The sequence below is a fragment of the Citrobacter sp. Cpo061 genome (genome assembly GCF_030332845.1).
GTDB lineage: Bacteria > Pseudomonadota > Gammaproteobacteria > Enterobacterales > Enterobacteriaceae > Citrobacter > Citrobacter portucalensis.
On record NZ_JAOWHB010000051.1, the window covers coordinates 1,533 to 19,150 of the forward strand.

The 17,618-nt window shown below is 55.4% G+C and carries 19 protein-coding genes, 1 rRNA gene and 1 riboswitch (1 of these 21 only partly in view); of the genes, 11 read left to right on the forward strand and 9 right to left on the reverse strand.

Annotation, left to right across the window (positions count from 1 at the left end; genetic code table 11):
- Positions 1-73 (reverse strand): 16S ribosomal RNA (locus OGX97_RS18310); it reaches 1,520 nt to the left of the window's first position.
- Between the two features lie 550 nt (positions 74-623).
- Here OGX97_RS18310 and purH point away from each other — a divergent pair.
- Entirely contained in the window at positions 624-2,213 is a 1,590-nt protein-coding gene (gene purH / locus OGX97_RS18315) for a bifunctional phosphoribosylaminoimidazolecarboxamide formyltransferase/IMP cyclohydrolase (RefSeq protein WP_008787105.1), read from the forward strand.
- 15 nt (positions 2,214-2,228) lie between these two features.
- A complete protein-coding gene (gene purD / locus OGX97_RS18320; RefSeq protein WP_279851100.1) occupies positions 2,229-3,518 on the forward strand; it encodes a phosphoribosylamine--glycine ligase in 1,290 nt (429 codons plus the stop codon).
- Here purD and zraR read toward each other — a convergent pair.
- On the reverse strand, positions 3,515-4,840 hold the full coding sequence (gene zraR / locus OGX97_RS18325; protein WP_191226543.1) for a sigma-54-dependent response regulator transcription factor ZraR: 1,326 nt from the start codon (positions 4,838-4,840) through the stop codon (positions 3,515-3,517). The genes purD and zraR overlap by 4 nt on opposite strands.
- A gap of 5 nt (positions 4,841-4,845) precedes the next feature.
- Positions 4,846-6,231 (reverse strand): two-component system sensor histidine kinase ZraS, encoded by a 1,386-nt coding sequence (gene zraS, locus OGX97_RS18330; protein ID WP_057068785.1) that lies wholly within the window; start codon positions 6,229-6,231, stop codon positions 4,846-4,848.
- 57 nt (positions 6,232-6,288) lie between these two features.
- Between zraS and OGX97_RS18335 the strand changes: the two genes are divergently transcribed.
- The gene (locus OGX97_RS18335; RefSeq protein WP_141711937.1) at positions 6,289-6,477 is read left to right on the forward strand and encodes a hypothetical protein; all 189 of its coding nucleotides are present in this window, start codon (positions 6,289-6,291) and stop codon (positions 6,475-6,477) included.
- Positions 6,478-6,495: 18 nt separating this feature from the next.
- Positions 6,496-6,939 (forward strand): zinc resistance sensor/chaperone ZraP, encoded by a 444-nt coding sequence (gene zraP, locus OGX97_RS18340; protein WP_047407315.1) that lies wholly within the window; start codon positions 6,496-6,498, stop codon positions 6,937-6,939.
- 61 nt (positions 6,940-7,000) lie between these two features.
- On the opposite strand, the gene OGX97_RS18345 is transcribed toward zraP, so the two are convergent.
- The 6 genes from OGX97_RS18345 to nudC all read right to left on the reverse strand — a co-directional run bounded on the left by OGX97_RS18345 (position 7,001) and on the right by nudC (position 11,366).
- A complete protein-coding gene (locus OGX97_RS18345) occupies positions 7,001-7,693 on the reverse strand; it encodes a DUF1481 domain-containing protein (protein ID WP_032945667.1) in 693 nt (230 codons plus the stop codon).
- Positions 7,694-7,704: 11 nt separating this feature from the next.
- Positions 7,705-7,977, reverse strand: coding sequence for a nucleoid-associated protein HU-alpha (gene hupA / locus OGX97_RS18350; RefSeq protein WP_001044509.1), 273 nt, complete (start codon positions 7,975-7,977; stop codon positions 7,705-7,707).
- 186 nt (positions 7,978-8,163) lie between these two features.
- Entirely contained in the window at positions 8,164-8,754 is a 591-nt protein-coding gene (locus OGX97_RS18355) for a YjaG family protein (protein WP_003842015.1), read from the reverse strand.
- 33 nt (positions 8,755-8,787) lie between these two features.
- Positions 8,788-9,468 (reverse strand): deoxyribonuclease V, encoded by a 681-nt coding sequence (gene nfi, locus OGX97_RS18360; protein WP_048237131.1) that lies wholly within the window; start codon positions 9,466-9,468, stop codon positions 8,788-8,790.
- A 9-nt stretch (positions 9,469-9,477) separates the two neighbouring features.
- Entirely contained in the window at positions 9,478-10,542 is a 1,065-nt protein-coding gene (gene hemE / locus OGX97_RS18365; RefSeq protein WP_032945655.1) for a uroporphyrinogen decarboxylase, read from the reverse strand.
- A gap of 50 nt (positions 10,543-10,592) precedes the next feature.
- Positions 10,593-11,366, reverse strand: a complete 774-nt coding sequence (gene nudC / locus OGX97_RS18370; RefSeq protein WP_003033074.1) for an NAD(+) diphosphatase — start codon at positions 11,364-11,366, stop codon at positions 10,593-10,595.
- A gap of 96 nt (positions 11,367-11,462) precedes the next feature.
- On the opposite strand from nudC, the gene OGX97_RS18375 reads away from it, so the two are divergent.
- The 7 genes from OGX97_RS18375 to thiH all read left to right on the forward strand — a co-directional run bounded on the left by OGX97_RS18375 (position 11,463) and on the right by thiH (position 17,575).
- Complete coding sequence (locus tag OGX97_RS18375; RefSeq protein ID WP_003826892.1) at positions 11,463-11,951, forward strand: Rsd/AlgQ family anti-sigma factor; 489 nt, start codon at positions 11,463-11,465, stop codon at positions 11,949-11,951.
- Positions 11,952-12,001: 50 nt separating this feature from the next.
- Positions 12,002-12,124, forward strand: a riboswitch (TPP riboswitch).
- Positions 12,125-12,207: 83 nt separating this feature from the next.
- Positions 12,208-14,106 (forward strand): phosphomethylpyrimidine synthase ThiC, encoded by a 1,899-nt coding sequence (thiC, locus tag OGX97_RS18380; RefSeq protein ID WP_279851098.1) that lies wholly within the window; start codon positions 12,208-12,210, stop codon positions 14,104-14,106.
- Positions 14,106-14,741, forward strand: a complete 636-nt coding sequence (gene thiE / locus OGX97_RS18385) for a thiamine phosphate synthase (RefSeq protein ID WP_279851097.1) — start codon at positions 14,106-14,108, stop codon at positions 14,739-14,741. The genes thiC and thiE overlap by 1 nt, the downstream gene beginning before the upstream one ends.
- The gene (locus OGX97_RS18390) at positions 14,734-15,492 is read left to right on the forward strand and encodes a HesA/MoeB/ThiF family protein (protein WP_003826902.1); all 759 of its coding nucleotides are present in this window, start codon (positions 14,734-14,736) and stop codon (positions 15,490-15,492) included. Before thiE ends, OGX97_RS18390 begins: the two co-directional genes overlap by 8 nt.
- Positions 15,473-15,673: a sulfur carrier protein ThiS gene (gene thiS, locus OGX97_RS18395; protein ID WP_016155307.1), complete on the forward strand. Its 201-nt coding sequence runs from the start codon at positions 15,473-15,475 to the stop codon at positions 15,671-15,673. Before OGX97_RS18390 ends, thiS begins: the two co-directional genes overlap by 20 nt.
- A 1-nt stretch (position 15,674) precedes the next feature.
- Entirely contained in the window at positions 15,675-16,445 is a 771-nt protein-coding gene (gene thiG, locus OGX97_RS18400; RefSeq protein WP_032941566.1) for a thiazole synthase, read from the forward strand.
- The gene (gene thiH, locus OGX97_RS18405) at positions 16,442-17,575 is read left to right on the forward strand and encodes a 2-iminoacetate synthase ThiH (RefSeq protein WP_060683068.1); all 1,134 of its coding nucleotides are present in this window, start codon (positions 16,442-16,444) and stop codon (positions 17,573-17,575) included. Before thiG ends, thiH begins: the two co-directional genes overlap by 4 nt.
- Positions 17,576-17,618: the final 43 nt, after the last annotated feature.

Consider the following 17,618-nt stretch of genomic DNA (forward strand, 5'->3'; position numbering starts at 1 on the left):
AAAGTTTGATGCTCAATGAATTAAACTTCGTAATGAATTACGTGTTCACTCGTTGAGACTTGGTATTCATTTTTCGTCTTGCGACGTTAAGAATCCGTATCTTCGAGTGCCCACACAGATTGTCTGATAAATTGTTAAAGAGCAGTTGCGACGCGCTTTAGCGCTCTGTCGCGAGGTGGCGTATATTACGCTTTCCTCTTTCAGAGTCAACCCTCATTTTCAGGTTTTTCTCTTCAACCGAACCGGCTGTTTGTGTGAAGTGATTCACATCCGCCGTGTCGATGGAGGCGCATTATAGGGAGTTTCCTGCGGCCCGCAACCCTTAAATGACAGAAAAATGACTGACTGCTGCATTCCACAGCGAAACCCCGCCTTATACCCATTTACACACAGAGTTATCCACAAACCACACGATCGTTTCTACGATCCACTCGTTATATCAGCCTCCTTCAACAGAAAAAGAAGAGGTCAAAATCGAAATTTAAAAATTCGCGAGCGTTGCGCAAACGTTTTCGTTACAATGCCCCCGCAAAACAAGGATGCCCCGTAAGGGGCGTTAGCTGAGTTTTTAGCCAAGAATTCACCTAACGCTCTCTGTAATAGCCAAATCCAGGGGATTTACCATGCAACAACGTCGTCCAGTCCGCCGCGCTCTGCTCAGTGTTTCTGACAAGGCCGGTATCATCGAATTCGCTCAGGCACTTTCCGCACGTGGTGTGGAGCTGTTGTCTACAGGTGGCACTGCGCGCCTGTTAGCGGAGAAAGGTCTGCCAGTGACCGAAGTTTCCGATTACACCGGCTTCCCAGAAATGATGGATGGACGCGTGAAGACCCTGCATCCGAAAGTCCACGGCGGCATTCTTGGTCGTCGCGGTCAGGATGACGGAATTATGGAACAGCACGGTATCGCCCCTATCGATATGGTGGTTGTAAACCTGTATCCGTTCGCCGAGACAGTGGCACGCGAAGGCTGCTCGCTGGAAGATGCGGTAGAGAACATTGATATCGGCGGCCCGACCATGGTGCGTTCCGCAGCCAAGAACCATAAAGACGTAGCGATCGTTGTGAAGAGCAGCGACTACGACGCCATTATTAAAGAGATGGATGCCAACGAAGGCTCCCTGACTCTGGAAACCCGCTTTGACCTCGCGATTAAAGCCTTCGAACACACCGCCGCCTACGACAGCATGATTGCCAACTACTTCGGCAGCATGGTTCCGGCTTACCACGGTGAGAGCAAAGAGGCCGCCGGTCGTTTCCCGCGTACGCTGAACCTGAACTTCATTAAGAAGCAGGATATGCGCTACGGCGAGAACAGCCACCAGCAGGCTGCCTTCTATATAGAAGAGAATGTTAAAGAAGCATCCGTTGCCACCGCGCAGCAGGTACAGGGCAAAGCGCTTTCCTACAACAACATCGCAGATACCGACGCGGCGCTGGAGTGCGTGAAAGAGTTCAGCGAGCCAGCCTGTGTGATCGTTAAGCACGCTAACCCGTGCGGCGTGGCGGTAAGTACCTCTATTCTCGACGCTTACGACCGCGCCTATAAAACCGACCCGACCTCCGCGTTCGGCGGCATCATCGCTTTCAACCGCGAACTGGATGCCGAAACCGCGCAGGCAATTATCTCCCGTCAGTTCGTGGAAGTGATCATCGCCCCGTCCGCAACCGAAGACGCACTGAAAATCACCGCCGCCAAACAGAACGTTCGCGTTCTGACCTGCGGTCAGTGGGCACAACGTGTACCGGGCCTGGACTTCAAACGCGTTAACGGCGGTTTGCTGGTTCAGGACAGGGATCTGGGGATGGTGAGCGAAGGCGAACTGCGCGTGGTGTCCAAACGTCAGCCGACCGAGCAAGAGCTGCGCGATGCACTGTTCTGCTGGAAAGTCGCCAAGTTCGTGAAATCCAACGCCATTGTTTATGCCAAAGAGAACATGACTATCGGCATAGGCGCAGGCCAGATGAGCCGCGTGTACTCCGCAAAGATCGCCGGGATTAAAGCGGCTGACGAAGGTCTGGAAGTGAAAGGCTCCGCCATGGCCTCTGACGCCTTCTTCCCGTTCCGCGATGGTATTGATGCTGCCGCCGCCGTTGGCGTGAGCTGCGTTATCCAGCCCGGTGGTTCTATCCGTGATGACGAAGTCATTGCCGCTGCCGATGAACACGGTATCGCGATGATCTTTACCGACATGCGCCACTTCCGCCATTAATCCACGGAGCAGACGATGAAAATATTAGTGATTGGCAACGGCGGGCGCGAGCACGCCCTGGCCTGGAAAGCCGCACAGTCCCCGCTGGTTGATACCGTTTTTGTTGCACCAGGTAACGCGGGCACCGCACTGGAACCAGCACTGCAGAACGTGGCTATCGGCGTCACCGATATTCCAGCTCTGCTGAGCTTTGCCCAGAACGAGAAAATTGACCTGACCATCGTCGGCCCGGAAGCGCCGCTGGTGATTGGCGTGGTCGATGCGTTCCGCGCCGCTGGCCTGAAGATCTTCGGGCCAACCGAAGGTGCTGCACAGCTGGAAGGCTCCAAAGCCTTCACCAAAGATTTCCTCGCCCGTCACCAGATCCCGACGGCGGAATATCAGAACTTCACTGAGATTGAGCCAGCGTTGGCCTATCTGCGTGAGAAAGGCGCGCCGATCGTCATCAAAGCTGACGGCCTGGCTGCTGGTAAAGGCGTTATCGTGGCGATGACGCTGGAGGAAGCAGAAGCCGCCGTTCATGACATGCTGGCAGGTAACGCTTTTGGCGATGCGGGCCACCGTATCGTGATCGAAGAGTTCCTCGACGGCGAAGAAGCGAGCTTTATCGTAATGGTCGACGGCGAGCACGTGCTGCCGATGGCCACCAGCCAGGACCACAAACGCGTAGGCAACGGCGACACTGGCCCGAACACCGGCGGTATGGGTGCTTACTCACCAGCGCCGGTGGTAACTGATGAAGTGCATCAGCGCACCATGGAACGCATTATTTGGCCAACCGTAAAAGGTATGGCGGCGGAAGGGAATACCTACACCGGTTTCCTGTACGCGGGTCTGATGATCGACAAACAGGGCAATCCGAAGGTTATCGAGTTCAACTGCCGCTTCGGCGACCCGGAAACCCAGCCGATCATGCTACGCATGAAATCGGACCTGGTGGAGCTTTGCCTGGCCGCTTGCGACGGCAAGCTGGATGAGAAAACCTCCGAGTGGGACGAACGCGCCTCGCTGGGTGTCGTCATTGCTGCCGGAGGTTATCCGGGCAACTACAACACCGGAGATGAGATCCACGGTCTGCCGCTGGAAGAAGTAGAAGACGGAAAAGTGTTCCATGCGGGCACCAAACTCGCTGACGATGACCGTGTGCTGACCAACGGCGGTCGCGTGCTGTGCGCCACCGCCCTGGGTCATACTGTGGCTGAAGCGCAGAAACGCGCTTACGCCCTGATGACCGACATCCGCTGGGATGGCAGCTTCAGCCGTAACGACATCGGCTGGCGCGCCATTGAACGCGAGCAACGCTAACGCGAAATTTTCGCCAGCAGCGTTTTACGCGTAATGCCTAACTGACGGGCGGCTTCCGTTTTATTGCCGCCCGTTTTTTCCAGCGCCGCCAGAATCACCTCTTTTTCGACATCCACCAGCGGTTGGATCTCGCCACTGAATTCCGTTTTTATCGGCGTCGCGGCAATCGCCATCGGCAGCTCGCGTTCGGAAATATATTCTCCCGTCAGCAGCACCACCGAGCGCTCAATCGCATTTTCCAGCTCACGAATATTGCCCGGCCAGTCGTAGTGGATCAGCAGATCCATCGCCTGCGGAGTAAAGCCTTTCACCGCTTTACGGTTACGCGCGGCAAAACGCTGGAGAAAATGTTCGGCTAACAGCGGAATATCTTCCCGGCGCTGGCACAGCGCTGGCATTTCAATGGTGACGACGTTCAGGCGATAGTAGAGATCCTGACGAAAGCGCCCGGCACTGACTTCCTCGGCCAGATTACGATGCGTGGCGGCGATCAGCCGGACATCAACCGCAATAGTCTGGTTGCTGCCAACCCGCTGCACTTCGCGCTCCTGGATAGCCCGCAGCAGACGCACCTGCATCAGCGGTGAAATATCACCGATTTCATCAAGAAATAACGTGCCGCCATCAGCTTCCACAAAACGCCCTTCCCGACGTTTATCCGCCCCGGTAAACGCGCCTTTTTCGTGGCCAAAAAGTTCGGACTCCAGCAGCGATTCATTAAGCGCCGCGCAGTTGAGCGTCACCAGCGGTTTATCGCGACGGGCGCTGCTGGCATGCAGCGCCCGGGCCACCAGCTCTTTCCCCGTGCCGGAGTCTCCGTGAATAAGCACCGTCGCATCCGAGGGCGCAACCATCGCGATTTCATTGAGCAACTGCTGCATCGCCGGACTGCTGCCAATCATGCCAAACTGCGCAGCCGACGCCGATGGCAGTTCAGCGCCCGTTTCCCGCGTATGCGCCAGCGCCTTTTCCAGCGTCTCCTGCAGACGGTCAAAATCCAGCGGCTTGATTAAGTAGTCCAGCGCCCCGGTTTTAAGCGCTTCAACGGCAGTCTCCACGCTGGAGAACGCCGTCATGATCAAGACTGGAATCGCCGGATTCAGCGCTTTAATCTCTTTCAGCGTTGCGATGCCGTCCATCTCCGCCATGCGTACATCACACAGCACTAAATCAAATACGCGTTCGCGCACCTGTTCCAGCGCCGCTCGCCCGCTATAGGCCAGCGCGACCTCATAACCCCAGCCGCGCAGCAGCGCCTGTAAAATGGTGCAGTGGCTGATATCGTCATCTACCACCAGAATATTGATTTTTCCGCGCGTCATCCTTGTTAATCCTGTTGTTTCGCTTTGGTCGGCAGCCAAAGGGTAAAGGTCGCGCCTTTGCCCTCAACGCTTGCCACCTGAATGGTGCCACCGTGCTGTTCGATAATGTTCTGCACTACCGCCAGCCCGAGGCCGGTTCCGTCAGCTTTGGTCGTAAAGTAAGGCGTAAAAATGGCCTCCAGCTGTTCCGCCGCAATCCCCTTCCCACTATCGGTAACCACAATTTTAACGCGATCGCCGCTGCTTTCATTCGCTTCAACCGTGATCGTGCCCTGACGACCAATCGCATGAATGGCGTTCAGATACAGATTCAACAAAACCTGAGTCAGCCGGTCAGGATCGGCCTGGATAGCGGGCAGCGTAGAATTGGCCGAAAAGCGGAGCTGGATTTCCCGGCTTGCCGCATCCTGACTCACCAGGTGTAATGAGTGGGTGATAACCTCATTGAGATCCACCTGTTGCAGCGTCAGATGTGCAGGTTTCACCAGCTCCAGCAACTCGCTCACCACCCGATTTAAACGATCCGCCTCTTTCGCCATCACCTGTGCCAGCTCATGCGACTCGCCTCCTGCCGGGGTTCGCTCGGCAAAATACTTCGCTAACCCTTTGATCGATGAAAGCGGGTTACGAATTTCATGTGCCACCCCAGCCGCAAGATGACCAAGTGCTAACAGTTTTTCTTTACGCTTCATCGCATCCTGGAGTTCTTTGTACGAGCGCTGATAGCGCTGATACCAGAAGAACGTCAGCACGGTGGCCAGCAACACAGCCGCCAGCGCAGAGAGGACTATCAGTGTGTTACGCCACTCCCTTGCCTGAGTCGCTGTCAGATCGCTGGCATCAAAGGCGATAAATATGGTTTGTGCTGGGGAGGTAAGCAGCCCGTCATTGCTGGCACAGCGCGCCATGCCGTGGCGTCCTGGACCATACATCGGCTGAAACTGGCGATAAATTTCCAGTGCTGGCGTTTTTTCACCATCCCCCGCTGGAATTTCAATATTCCGCCAGCTTTCTTGCTCCCCAGGACTAAGCTGTCGCAGGACATCCGATGAATAGAGCGTTTTGCCGACCATCGCGGAATTGCTGTGGGTAATAATGACACCATGCTCATCAACGACAGCAAACCATAGCACGCCAGGCTGTACAGCCATTTCCTCCAGTAGCGTCTGCTGTTGTGCATGATGCATGCGCATCCCCATGCCTACGCGCGTACCAGACTCCAGAGCGCGAATGAGCACACTGCCTTTTTCCAGTAGCGTTTGCCGCGCGGCGCCACTTTCCCGCCCATAGTCCCGAATGGTCATAATCGAAAACCAGCCGACCAAAACCAGGATTGCCGCCAGCAAGAGTCGGCTCAACCACTTTGCCACCGTATCCTTATAAAGACGCATACGCTCTCCCTTCACCCCGCTTGTTCCTTTCATCGTTGCAGGTATACAGCAGAAATCATGCCATTTTTTCCCCCTGATAACCCTGCCCTCAGACACAAACAGCTGAAAGTAACGGGTAAAAATGACTCGCTGGCGCGTTCTGGCGAGTCATTTTTACTCGTTTCCCTGCAAAGACGGCGGGTACAACACCCGCAGGACCGGGATTGCCACTTTGGCACGGAAGATGCAAAAGGGAATGTAAGCTAACCAACAGGAGAACGAACCATGAAACGGAACAACAAACTGGCGCTGATTGCACTCTCTCTTATCGCACTGGGTTCGACCCCGGCGCTGGCGCAGAATCACTGGGGATATGGTGACGGAATGCAGCAACGGGGCGGTACGCCAATGACCGCTGAGCAGCAGGCTACCGCACAGAAAATCTATGATGATTATTATTCCCAGACCAGCGCGTTGCGCCAACAGCTGACATCCAAACGTTATGAGTACAATGCACTATTAACGGCCAGCTCTCCGGACACGGCAAAAATTAACGCCGTTGCAAAAGAGATGGAAGCGTTGAATCAGTCTCTGGACGAGCAGCGCGTTAAACGTGATGTCGCAATGGCGCAGGCTGGCGTGCCACGTGGCGCGGGAATGGGCTACGGCGGATGCGGCGGTGGCGGTAACCATCGCGGCGGCGGCCATATGGGAATGGGCCACTGGTAAAAGACTTAATGCCTGATGACGCTATACGGATCAGGCCTGCTGATTTCCTGTATTCAGGTTTTCAGAAAGTTTTGGCTGTAGGCTGCCAGTGACAAAAATCTTCATTGGCGACCAGCAGTAGCTGCGACCCTTCGGGCGCTTCCAGCCATGCCACACTCACCTCTACGGATGAATGTCTCTGGCGGCGCTCGATATGGTTTATCGCCCACGACTCCAGGTCTGGCTTCAGCGTTTCACCTTCACAAGTTGTGACCGTGTTATCCGCATGCCAACGTCCCTGACGCAATATCACCCGTCCCTGACGCAGCGCATCGCTGGTCTGGCGAATTTGATCGGCACGATAGCGGTAAAGCGCGATTTGATCGCTGGAAAGCTGCTGCTTTTGCCCGTCGACTTCACGCTGCATGAAGCTCAGTTCGCCCCGGTCATCGAAGCGTATACGGACATGTTCAGCCGGTTTACTGTAAACGTTGAGTTCTATCAGAGAGAGCGAATCACCCTGCCAGCGGTATTCACTGGTAGTGGTTTCGCCTTTACGCCACGGACTAAATACCGAGAGCAAGTGAACATCGTCACCGGAGTCTTTACGCCAAATGCGTACCGCCCCCTGATCGCCAACATAGCCGCTGGCCGTGAAAGGAGGAAGCTCAGAATGGCTACCGCAGGCAGACAGTAACAGAACACCTGAAAGCCAAAGCGTATGACGCCAGATGGACAAAAGGGGCGAAACCGCCCCTTCGTTAAAACTGTTCACTGCCACGCGAATTACTTAACCGCGTCTTTCAGTGCTTTACCAGAAACAAATGCCGGTACGTTAGCTGCGGCGATTTTGATTTCTTTACCGGTCTGCGGGTTGCGGCCAGTGCGCTCAGCACGGTGGTTCACTTTGAAGGTACCGAAACCAACCAGTTGTACAGCATCGCCTTCTTTCAGAGACTCAGTAATAGCAGCCAGAGTGGATTCCAGAGCAGCTTTAGCCTGTGTTTTAGACAGTTCTGCTTTGTCTGCAATTACATCAATCAGTTGAGTCTTGTTCATAAGTTATCCTTACAATGTGTTTATCGCTTGCTAAGCATCGAGTGCGACGGAAATGCCAGAAAAGCACTCTCCTGCATACACGCACCGATAGCCACTTTTTTTCGCCCCCCAAATGTAGACCAGACCGGGGGCGGATGGGAAGCCTTCAGGCACGACAAATCAGGCGTTAAATCACGTTTTGTGGTGTCATTGCTGAAAATTTATACCAATATTGCTCTCGCCAGCCTCGCGCAGGTCTGCACGCAGCCCTTTTATCAGCTCAATATCGCGTTCTTCACAGTCGGCTAAAAGTCGGAAAATTTCCCACTGAATATCCCATTCTTGCTCAACGGCAGGGTTCTCTTTGAGCTCTTCATCGGTCATTTCGCGACCAGCCTGAGTCATTTCCAGCATCGCAACCGTCGTAATCGAAGCCTTACTCACTTCGATTGCATGCTCCAGCGTTTCACCGCTAAGACGCGAATGCATCAGTTCGCTTAATGCCACACAGGCATCAATCGCCGGATAAACACCGTACAGATCGTAATCGTCTGCAGAAGGAATGGCCTCTTCAAATTTTTCCAGCTGGCTGTCGAAATTGATTTTCGCGTCTTTAACCGTCAGCGCTTCCCAAATCAGATCCAGAATTCGGCGGTAAATCTGTCCATCGCCAAATTCAGTTTGCTTGCAGAACATGGCGTAGTTTGGGTACATGCGTTCGCACAGACAAGCCATAAACGTGACGTGCTGCCAGCTTTCCAGCTTCTCCAGACGCAGGTGAATCGGATTTTGTAACATGATGAGTTCTCAAATACGGAAATTAGCCGCAGTTTACCCGATATGGGGCGTTTTTGCTGCAAGCCGAGTAAAAGCCGGGCGTTCGGATGCCACTGCATCTGCCCAGCGTGTGGGTTCCGGCAAACGATAGCCGTTCATACAGCGTTGAACCCACGCCAGTGCGCTGTCCATACTCACGCGGTGGCCCGTGGAAATAAACAACGGGTTACAGCGCGCTTTGCTGCGCCAGACCCATGCCAGTTGTTCGCCTTTATCCAGCAACGGCGCTAGCGCACCAGGTTCAGCAGCGAGCGATTCAAACTTGCCGCACAACCGTTTTTTCGCCACGCCAATCGTTGGTACGTCCACCAGCAGGCCAAAATGGCTGGCCACGCCCAGACGACGCGGGTGAGAAATGCCATGACCGTCAACGAACAGCAGATCTGGCTTGTGCGAGAGCAGTTGCCAGGCGGCCATCAGCGCGGGAGTTTCACGAAAGGAGAGAAAACCGGGAATGTAGGGCATGGTGGTGGCGATACGCGCCACCTTGTATTCGACCAGTTCAAGCGTGGGATACTTCAGTAAGACCATCGCGGCTCGCGTCACTTCGCCACCCTGCTCAAACCCAACGTCCGCCCCGCCGATCAGATCCGGCGGATCGTTCTTCAGACGATCCTCGCGGATCACTGAAGAGGCCAGTTCAAGCTGCTGCGCGCGTAATGACGCGAGATCCATGATGACTCCTTAGCGGTGGTACTGTTCGGACAACCGATGTACCGCCTCCACAAAGACACCCGCATGTTCTGGCGGGACGTCCTGATGAATGCCGTGGCCCAGGTTAAAGACATGCCCTTCACCCTGACCGAATCCGGCCAGAATTATCGCCACCTCTTCTTCGATGCGGGCTGGCGGCGCATACAGCATGGACGGATCCATATTGCCCTGGAGCGCCACTTTATGACCTACACGACGACGCGCATCGGCAATGTCAGTGGTCCAGTCGAGACCCAACGCATCACAGCCGGTCTCCGCCATCGCTTCCAGCCACTGACCACCGCCTTTGGTAAACAGGGTCACCGGTACGCGACGACCTTCGTTCTCGCGCAGCAGGCCATCAACGATTTTGTGCATGTAGTACAAAGAAAACTGCTGATAGTCGCGACCGGTCAGCACGCCACCCCAGGTGTCGAAAATCATCACCGACTGCGCACCCGCTTTGATCTGCGCGTTCAGGTACAGCGTGACGCTCTTCGCCAGCTTATCAAGCAGCAGATGCAGCGCTTTAGGGTCGGCGTACATCATCTTTTTAATCACGGTGAAGGCTTTGCTGCTGCCGCCTTCAACCATGTAGGTCGCCAGCGTCCACGGGCTACCGGAGAAGCCGATCAGCGGCACTTCGCCTTTCAGTTCACGGCGGATAGTGCGCACCGCGTTCATCACGTACCCCAGCCCATCTTCCGGGTCCGGGATCGGCAGTTTGTCGACATCAGCCTTGCTGGTAATCGGAGAGGTGAAGCGTGGGCCTTCTCCTGCTTCAAAATACAGCCCGAGTCCCATCGCATCCGGGATCGTCAGGATATCCGAGAAGAGGATCGCGGCATCAAGTTTATAGCGACGCAGCGGCTGCAACGTGACTTCGCAGGCCAGCTCGGCATTTTTGCACAGCGCCATAAAATCGCCCGCTTCGGCACGGGTAGCTTTGTATTCCGGTAGATAGCGGCCTGCCTGGCGCATCATCCATACCGGAGTGACATCAACGGGCTGGCGCAGCAGCGCACGCAGATAACGATCGTTCTTCAGTTCGGTCATTTTTGCAGTTCCTTATTGCGTCAGTCCATCAGTGTATCACCACTCGCTCTTTACTCGTACTCAGCCCGACACATTGCCACAGTGTCTTCAATCAATCGACGCGCGACAGTACCCGGCGGGGGTAAGAGCGGTAAGTCGTCATAGCGATACCAGTTCGCTTCCAGCAGCTCTTTCGGGTCGATGACGATTTCACCGCTATCATACTCCGCCATAAATGCGGTCATCAAAGACTGCGGGAATGGCCAGGGCTGAGAAGTGACATAGCGCAGATTTTTCACCTTAATCCCGCTTTCTTCCATAACTTCACGCGCCACCGCCTGTTCTAAGGTCTCACCCACTTCGACAAAACCCGCCAGTACGGTATGCACGCCGTTACGATGGCGAACATGTTGGGCAAGCAGGATGGAATCATCTCGGCGAATAGCGACGATTATGCACGGGGCAATTTGCGGGTAATAACGTTCACGGCAGTGGCTACAGAGCATCGCCCACTCCGTTTTACTCGGGTGCATGGGATGGCCGCAGTAGCCGCAGAATTTATGCGAGCGATAGAACTCCGCCAGCTGTACGCCGCGTCCGGCCAGTTGAAACAGGCCAACGTCCTGGTCAATGACCTGGCGCACCGACCCCATATCGTGTCGACGCTGCTGCTGCACCAGCCAGACAGTCTCCCCTTCCCACTCGCCTATTGGCAGCGCGCGCTGACCAATCAGATCAAAACGGGCTGCGTCGCCATAAGGTAGCTCGCCATGAGGTAACCATAACTTTTGCTCATGACTGACGATCCACCAGCCGCTATCTAATTTTTCAATTATACGATCCATATCTCTTGCGCAACCTTTGCTTCACAGGCATGTTGTTTACATTATTTTTACATTTACGGGTGAGCAGTTCCTAAACACCATCTTGCGGAGTCAATCATGCTAAACCAGCTGGAAAGCCTGACGGAGCACGTCGGAGGAAGTAATAAACTGGTTGATCGCTGGCTACATGTACGTAAGCACCTGCTCGTGGCTTACTACAATCTGGTTGGCATTAAGCCTGGCAAAGAATCGTACATGCGACTCAATGAAAAGGCGCTGGATGATTTTTGTCAGAGCCTGGTCGATTACCTCTCCACCGGACACTTCAGTATTTATGAACGTATTCTCCATAAATTGGAAGGGAACGGGCAGCTTTTAAAAGCCACAAAAATTTGGCCGCTGCTGGAAGCCAATACGCAGCTGATCATGGACTACTATGACTCCAGCCTGGAAACTGCGATTGATCATGATAACTTCCTTGAATTTCAACAGGTTTTATCGGATCTCGGCGAAGCACTGGAAGCCCGATTCGTGCTGGAAGATAAGCTGATCATGCTGGTATTTGACGCGATGCACGAGAGTAGCACTCTCAAACGTCATGCTTGAGATTTACGGCATTAACGCGTAGTTTACATTCATTACCTCTTTACTGAGGTTACTTCTTGTCGGAGTGCTTATTTTCCACAGCAGCATGAGTGGAAAAGGCTGAGACCGTTAATTCGGGATCCGCGGAACCTGATCAGGTTAAAACCTGCGAAGGGAACAAGAGTCAATCTACAATAGCATCGCCCCCGGGCGAGCTTCTCTCTTGCTTCATCCGTCGTCTGACAAGCCATATCCTTACTTTTATTTGGAATGAGCTATGTCTGCCACTACTAAACCATCACGCCGCGAACAGCGCGCCCAGGCCCAACACTTTATTGATACCCTGGAAGGGACCGCTTTCCCTAACTCAAAACGCATTTATATTACCGGTTCGCAGCCGGATATCCGCATTCCGATGCGCGAAATTCAGCTCAGCCCAACGCTGACTGGCGGCACAAAAGACAACCCGCAGTTCGAAGAGAACGAAGCCGTTCCGGTATACGACACCTCCGGACCGTATGGCGATCCTGACGTGGCGATTAACGTCCAGCAGGGTCTGGCAAAGCTGCGCCAGCCGTGGATTGCGGCGCGTAACGATAGCGAAGAATTAGACGACCGGAGTTCCGCTTATACCAAAGAACGTCTGGCCGACGATGGCCTGAACGAGCTGCGTTTCACCGGCTTGCTGACGCCAAAGCGCGCCAAAGCGGGTAAACGAGTCACCCAACTGCACTACGCCCGCCAGGGAATAGTGACCCCGGAGATGGAGTTCATCGCCATCCGTGAAAACATGGGCCGCGAGCGCATTCGCAGTGAAGTGCTTCGCCACCAGCATCCGGGGATGAACTATGGCGCACGCCTGCCGGAAAACATCACGCCGGAATTCGTGCGTGATGAAGTGGCCGCGGGCCGCGCGATTATTCCTGCCAACATCAACCACCCGGAATCCGAGCCGATGATTATCGGTCGCAACTTCCTGGTGAAGGTTAACGCCAACATTGGTAACTCTGCCGTCACCTCCTCCATTGAAGAGGAGGTAGAGAAGCTGGTGTGGTCGACGCGCTGGGGCGCTGACACGGTGATGGATCTCTCCACCGGTCGCTATATCCACGAAACCCGCGAGTGGATCCTGCGTAACAGTCCGGTACCGATCGGTACTGTGCCGATCTACCAGGCGCTGGAGAAGGTCAACGGGATCGCCGAAGATCTCACCTGGGAAGCCTTCCGCGACACGCTGCTGGAGCAGGCTGAACAGGGCGTTGACTACTTCACCATTCACGCGGGCGTGCTGCTGCGCTACGTGCCGATGACTGCCAAACGCCTGACCGGCATTGTCTCACGCGGCGGTTCAATTATGGCGAAATGGTGCCTTTCTCATCACAAAGAGAACTTCCTGTACGAACATTTCCGCGAGATTTGCGAAATCTGCGCCGCCTACGACGTCTCTTTGTCGCTGGGTGACGGCCTGCGCCCGGGTTCAATTCAGGATGCGAACGACGAAGCGCAGTTCTCCGAGCTGCATACGCTGGGCGAGCTGACCAAAATCGCCTGGGAATACGACGTGCAGGTGATGATAGAAGGCCCAGGTCATGTGCCCATGCATATGATCCAGCGCAACATGACCGAAGAGCTGGAGCACTGCCATGAAGCACCGTTCTACACTTTAGGACCGTTGACCACCGATATCGCACCGGGCTACGACCACTTCACTTCCGGGATCGGTGCGGCGATGATCGGTTGGTTTGGCTGCGCGATGCTGTGCTACGTCACGCCAAAAGAGCACCTCGGCCTACCGAACAAAGAAGATGTTAAACAAGGGTTGATTACCTACAAGATTGCCGCCCATGCAGCGGACTTAGCAAAAGGTCATCCAGGCGCGCAGATCCGCGATAACGCCATGTCGAAAGCGCGCTTCGAATTCCGCTGGGAAGACCAGTTTAACCTCGCGCTCGACCCGTTCACCGCCCGTGCCTACCACGATGAAACCCTGCCACAGGAATCCGGTAAGGTCGCCCACTTCTGCTCCATGTGCGGGCCGAAGTTCTGCTCGATGAAAATCAGCCAGGAGGTTCGCGACTACGCTGCCGCACAAACGATTGAAGTCGGCATGGCAGATATGTCGGAGAACTTCCGCGCCAAAGGCGGCGAAATCTACCTCAAAAAAGAGGAGGCGTAATGTACCAGCCTGATTTCCCGACCGTGCCGTTTCGCCTCGGGCTTTACCCGGTGGTGGACAGCGTGCAATGGATTGAACGCTTGCTGCAGGCGGGCGTATGCACGATCCAACTGCGCATTAAAGATAAGCGTGATGAAGAGGTCGAAGCCGACGTTATGGCCGCCATTGAACTGGGGCGTCGCTATGACGCCCGCCTGTTTATCAACGACTACTGGCGTCTGGCAATTAAGCACCGCGCTTACGGCGTACATCTGGGCCAGGAAGACCTTGAAACCACCGACCTGAAGGCGATTCAGACGGCGGGGCTGCGCCTAGGGGTCTCCACTCACGATGATATGGAGATCGACGTCGCGCTCGCCGCTAAGCCTTCTTATATCGCGCTGGGTCATGTTTTTCCCACGCAAACCAAACAGATGCCTTCCGCCCCGCAGGGACTCACGCAACTGGCAAACCATATTGAACGATTAGCGGATTACCCGACCGTCGCCATTGGCGGTATCAGCCTTGAGCGCGCCCCGGCGGTACTGGCGACCGGCGTCGGCAGCATTGCCGTGGTCAGCGCCATTACCCAGGCGGCTGACTGGCAGGTCGCCACGGCCCAACTACTGGATATCGCGGGAGTGGGCGATGAATGACCGCGACTTTATGCGTTACAGCCGACAGATCCTGCTCGGCGATATCGCCATTGAAGGCCAGCAAAAGCTACTCGATAGCCATGTGCTGATTGTCGGTTTAGGCGGGTTAGGTTCGCCTGCCGCGCTGTATCTGGCGGGAGCAGGCATCGGAAAACTGACGCTGGTAGACGATGACGACATTCATCTGAGCAACCTGCAGCGCCAGATCCTGTTTACCACTGATGATATCGCACGTTCAAAATCGCAGGTTGCCCAGCAGCGCCTGACGCGGCTCAACCCGGATATCGAGCTGGTGTCACTCCAGCAGCGACTGAAAGGCGATGCGCTTCGGCATGCGGTAGCGCGTGCCGATGTGGTGCTCGACTGTACCGATAACATGGCCACGCGCCAGGAAATTAACGCCGCCTGCGTAACGCTCAACACCCCGCTCGTCACCGCCAGCGCCGTCGGCTTTGGCGGCCAACTGATGGTGCTGACGCCCCCATGGGAACAAGGATGTTACCGCTGCCTGTGGCCGGATGATGTAGAGCCCGAACGCAACTGCCGTACCGCCGGTATCGTCGGACCGGTTGTGGGCGTGATGGGCACCTTGCAGGCGTTGGAAGCGATTAAATTGCTCAGCGGTATTGAGACGCCCAGCGGAGAGCTACGCCTGTTTGACGGTAAAACCAGCCAGTGGCGCAGCTTCGCACTACGACGTGCCAGCGGCTGCCCGGTATGCGGAGGGCAACATGCAGATTCAGTTCAATGATGAGCCGATGCAGTGCGCCGAAGGACAAACCGTCAGTGGGCTGCTCACTGCGCTTAATCAGCTTAAACCGGGCGCGGCGCTGGCGCTCAATCAGCAGATCCTCCCGCGCGAGCAGTGGGAGCAGCAAATCGTGCAGGAAGGCGACCAGATCCTGCTGTTTCAGGTTATTGCAGGGGGTTGATATGTTACGTATTGCCGACAAAACGTTTGATTCGCATCTGTTCACCGGCACCGGAAAATTTGCTTCATCGCAGCTGATGGTCGAGGCGATTCGCGCCTCCGGCAGCCAACTGGTAACGCTGGCCATGAAGCGCGTGGATTTACGTCAGCACAACGATGCCATTCTAGCGCCGCTAGTAGACGCTGGTGTGACGCTGTTGCCCAACACTTCGGGGGCAAAAACCGCTGAAGAGGCGATTTTTGCTGCCCAGTTAGCGCGTGAAGCGCTAGGCACAAACTGGCTGAAATTAGAAATCCACCCGGACGCCCGCTGGCTGTTACCCGATCCAATCGAAACATTGAAAGCCGCAGAAGCACTGGTGAAAAAGGGCTTCGTGGTACTGCCTTACTGTGGCGCAGATCCGGTGCTGTGCAAACGGCTGGAAGAAGTAGGCTGTTCTGCAGTCATGCCGCTCGGCGCGCCCATCGGTTCTAATCAGGGGCTGGAAACCAAAGCGATGCTGGAGATTATTATCCAACAGGCGACCGTGCCGGTGGTGGTTGATGCAGGCATCGGCGTCCCCAGCCACGCCACGCAGGCGCTGGAAATGGGCGCCGACGCGGTGTTGGTCAATACGGCAATCGCGGTAGCCGACAGCCCGGTGATGATGGCAACCGCCTTCCGTCTGGCCGTTGAAGCTGGCTTGCTGGCACGCCAGGCGGTACCAGGAAGCAAAAGTTCGCAGGCAAGTCCCACCAGCCCGTTAACCGGATTCCTGGAGGCCTTCGCATGAAAACGTTCAGCGACCGCTGGCGACAGATGGACTGGGACGACATCCGCCTGCGTATCAACGGTAAAACCGCCGCTGACGTGGAGCGCGCCCTCAACGCTTCGCATCTTAGTCGCGACGATCTGATGGCATTGCTCTCTCCTGCCGCCGCCGATTATCTGGAGCCGCTGGCGCAGCGGGCGCAGAAGCTCACCCGTCAGCGTTTTGGTAACACGGTGAGCTTTTACGTGCCGTTGTATCTCTCCAACCTTTGCGCCAACGACTGCACCTACTGCGGTTTTTCGATGAGCAACCGTATCAAACGTAAAACGCTGGACGAAGATGAGATAATACGGGAGTGTGCGGCTATCCGTGAGCTGGGTTTTGAGCATCTGCTGCTGGTCACCGGTGAACATCAGGCAAAAGTGGGGATGGATTACTTTCGTCGCCATTTGCCCGCCATTCGCCGCCAGTTCGCCTCTTTACAGATGGAGGTACAGCCGTTGTCAGAGGCTGAATATGCAGAGCTGAAGACGCTGGGGCTGGATGGCGTGATGGTGTATCAGGAGAGTTATCATGAGGCAACTTACGCTCGCCACCATTTAAAAGGGAAAAAGCAGGATTTCTTCTGGCGCCTGGAAACGCCGGACAGGCTGGGCCGCGCAGGGATCGACAAAATCGGTCTTGGCGCGTTGATTGGTTTGTCCGACAGCTGGCGGGTTGATTGCTATATGGTGGCTGAACATCTGCTATGGATGCAGCAGCATTACTGGCAGAGCCGTTACTCTATCTCCTTCCCTCGCCTGCGCCCATGCACCGGAGGCGTTGAGCCTGCATCGATCATGGATGAGCGACAGTTGGTCCAGACCATTTGCGCGTTTCGTTTACTGGCGCCAGAAATTGAGCTGTCGCTCTCCACCCGCGAATCGCCATGGTTTCGTGACCATGTGATCCCGTTGGCGATCAACAACGTCAGCGCCTTCTCAAAAACCCAGCCCGGTGGTTATGCCGATAACCACCCCGAACTGGAACAGTTCTCCCCGCACGACGATCGTCGCCCAGAAGCCGTTGCTGAAGCACTCATGGCCCAGGGTTTACAGCCCGTGTGGAAAGACTGGGACAGCTATCTGGGGCGCGCTTCACAGGTACCGTAGGTCAGGAGCAATCGCATAAACAAAAAAACCCGCTTTCGCGGGT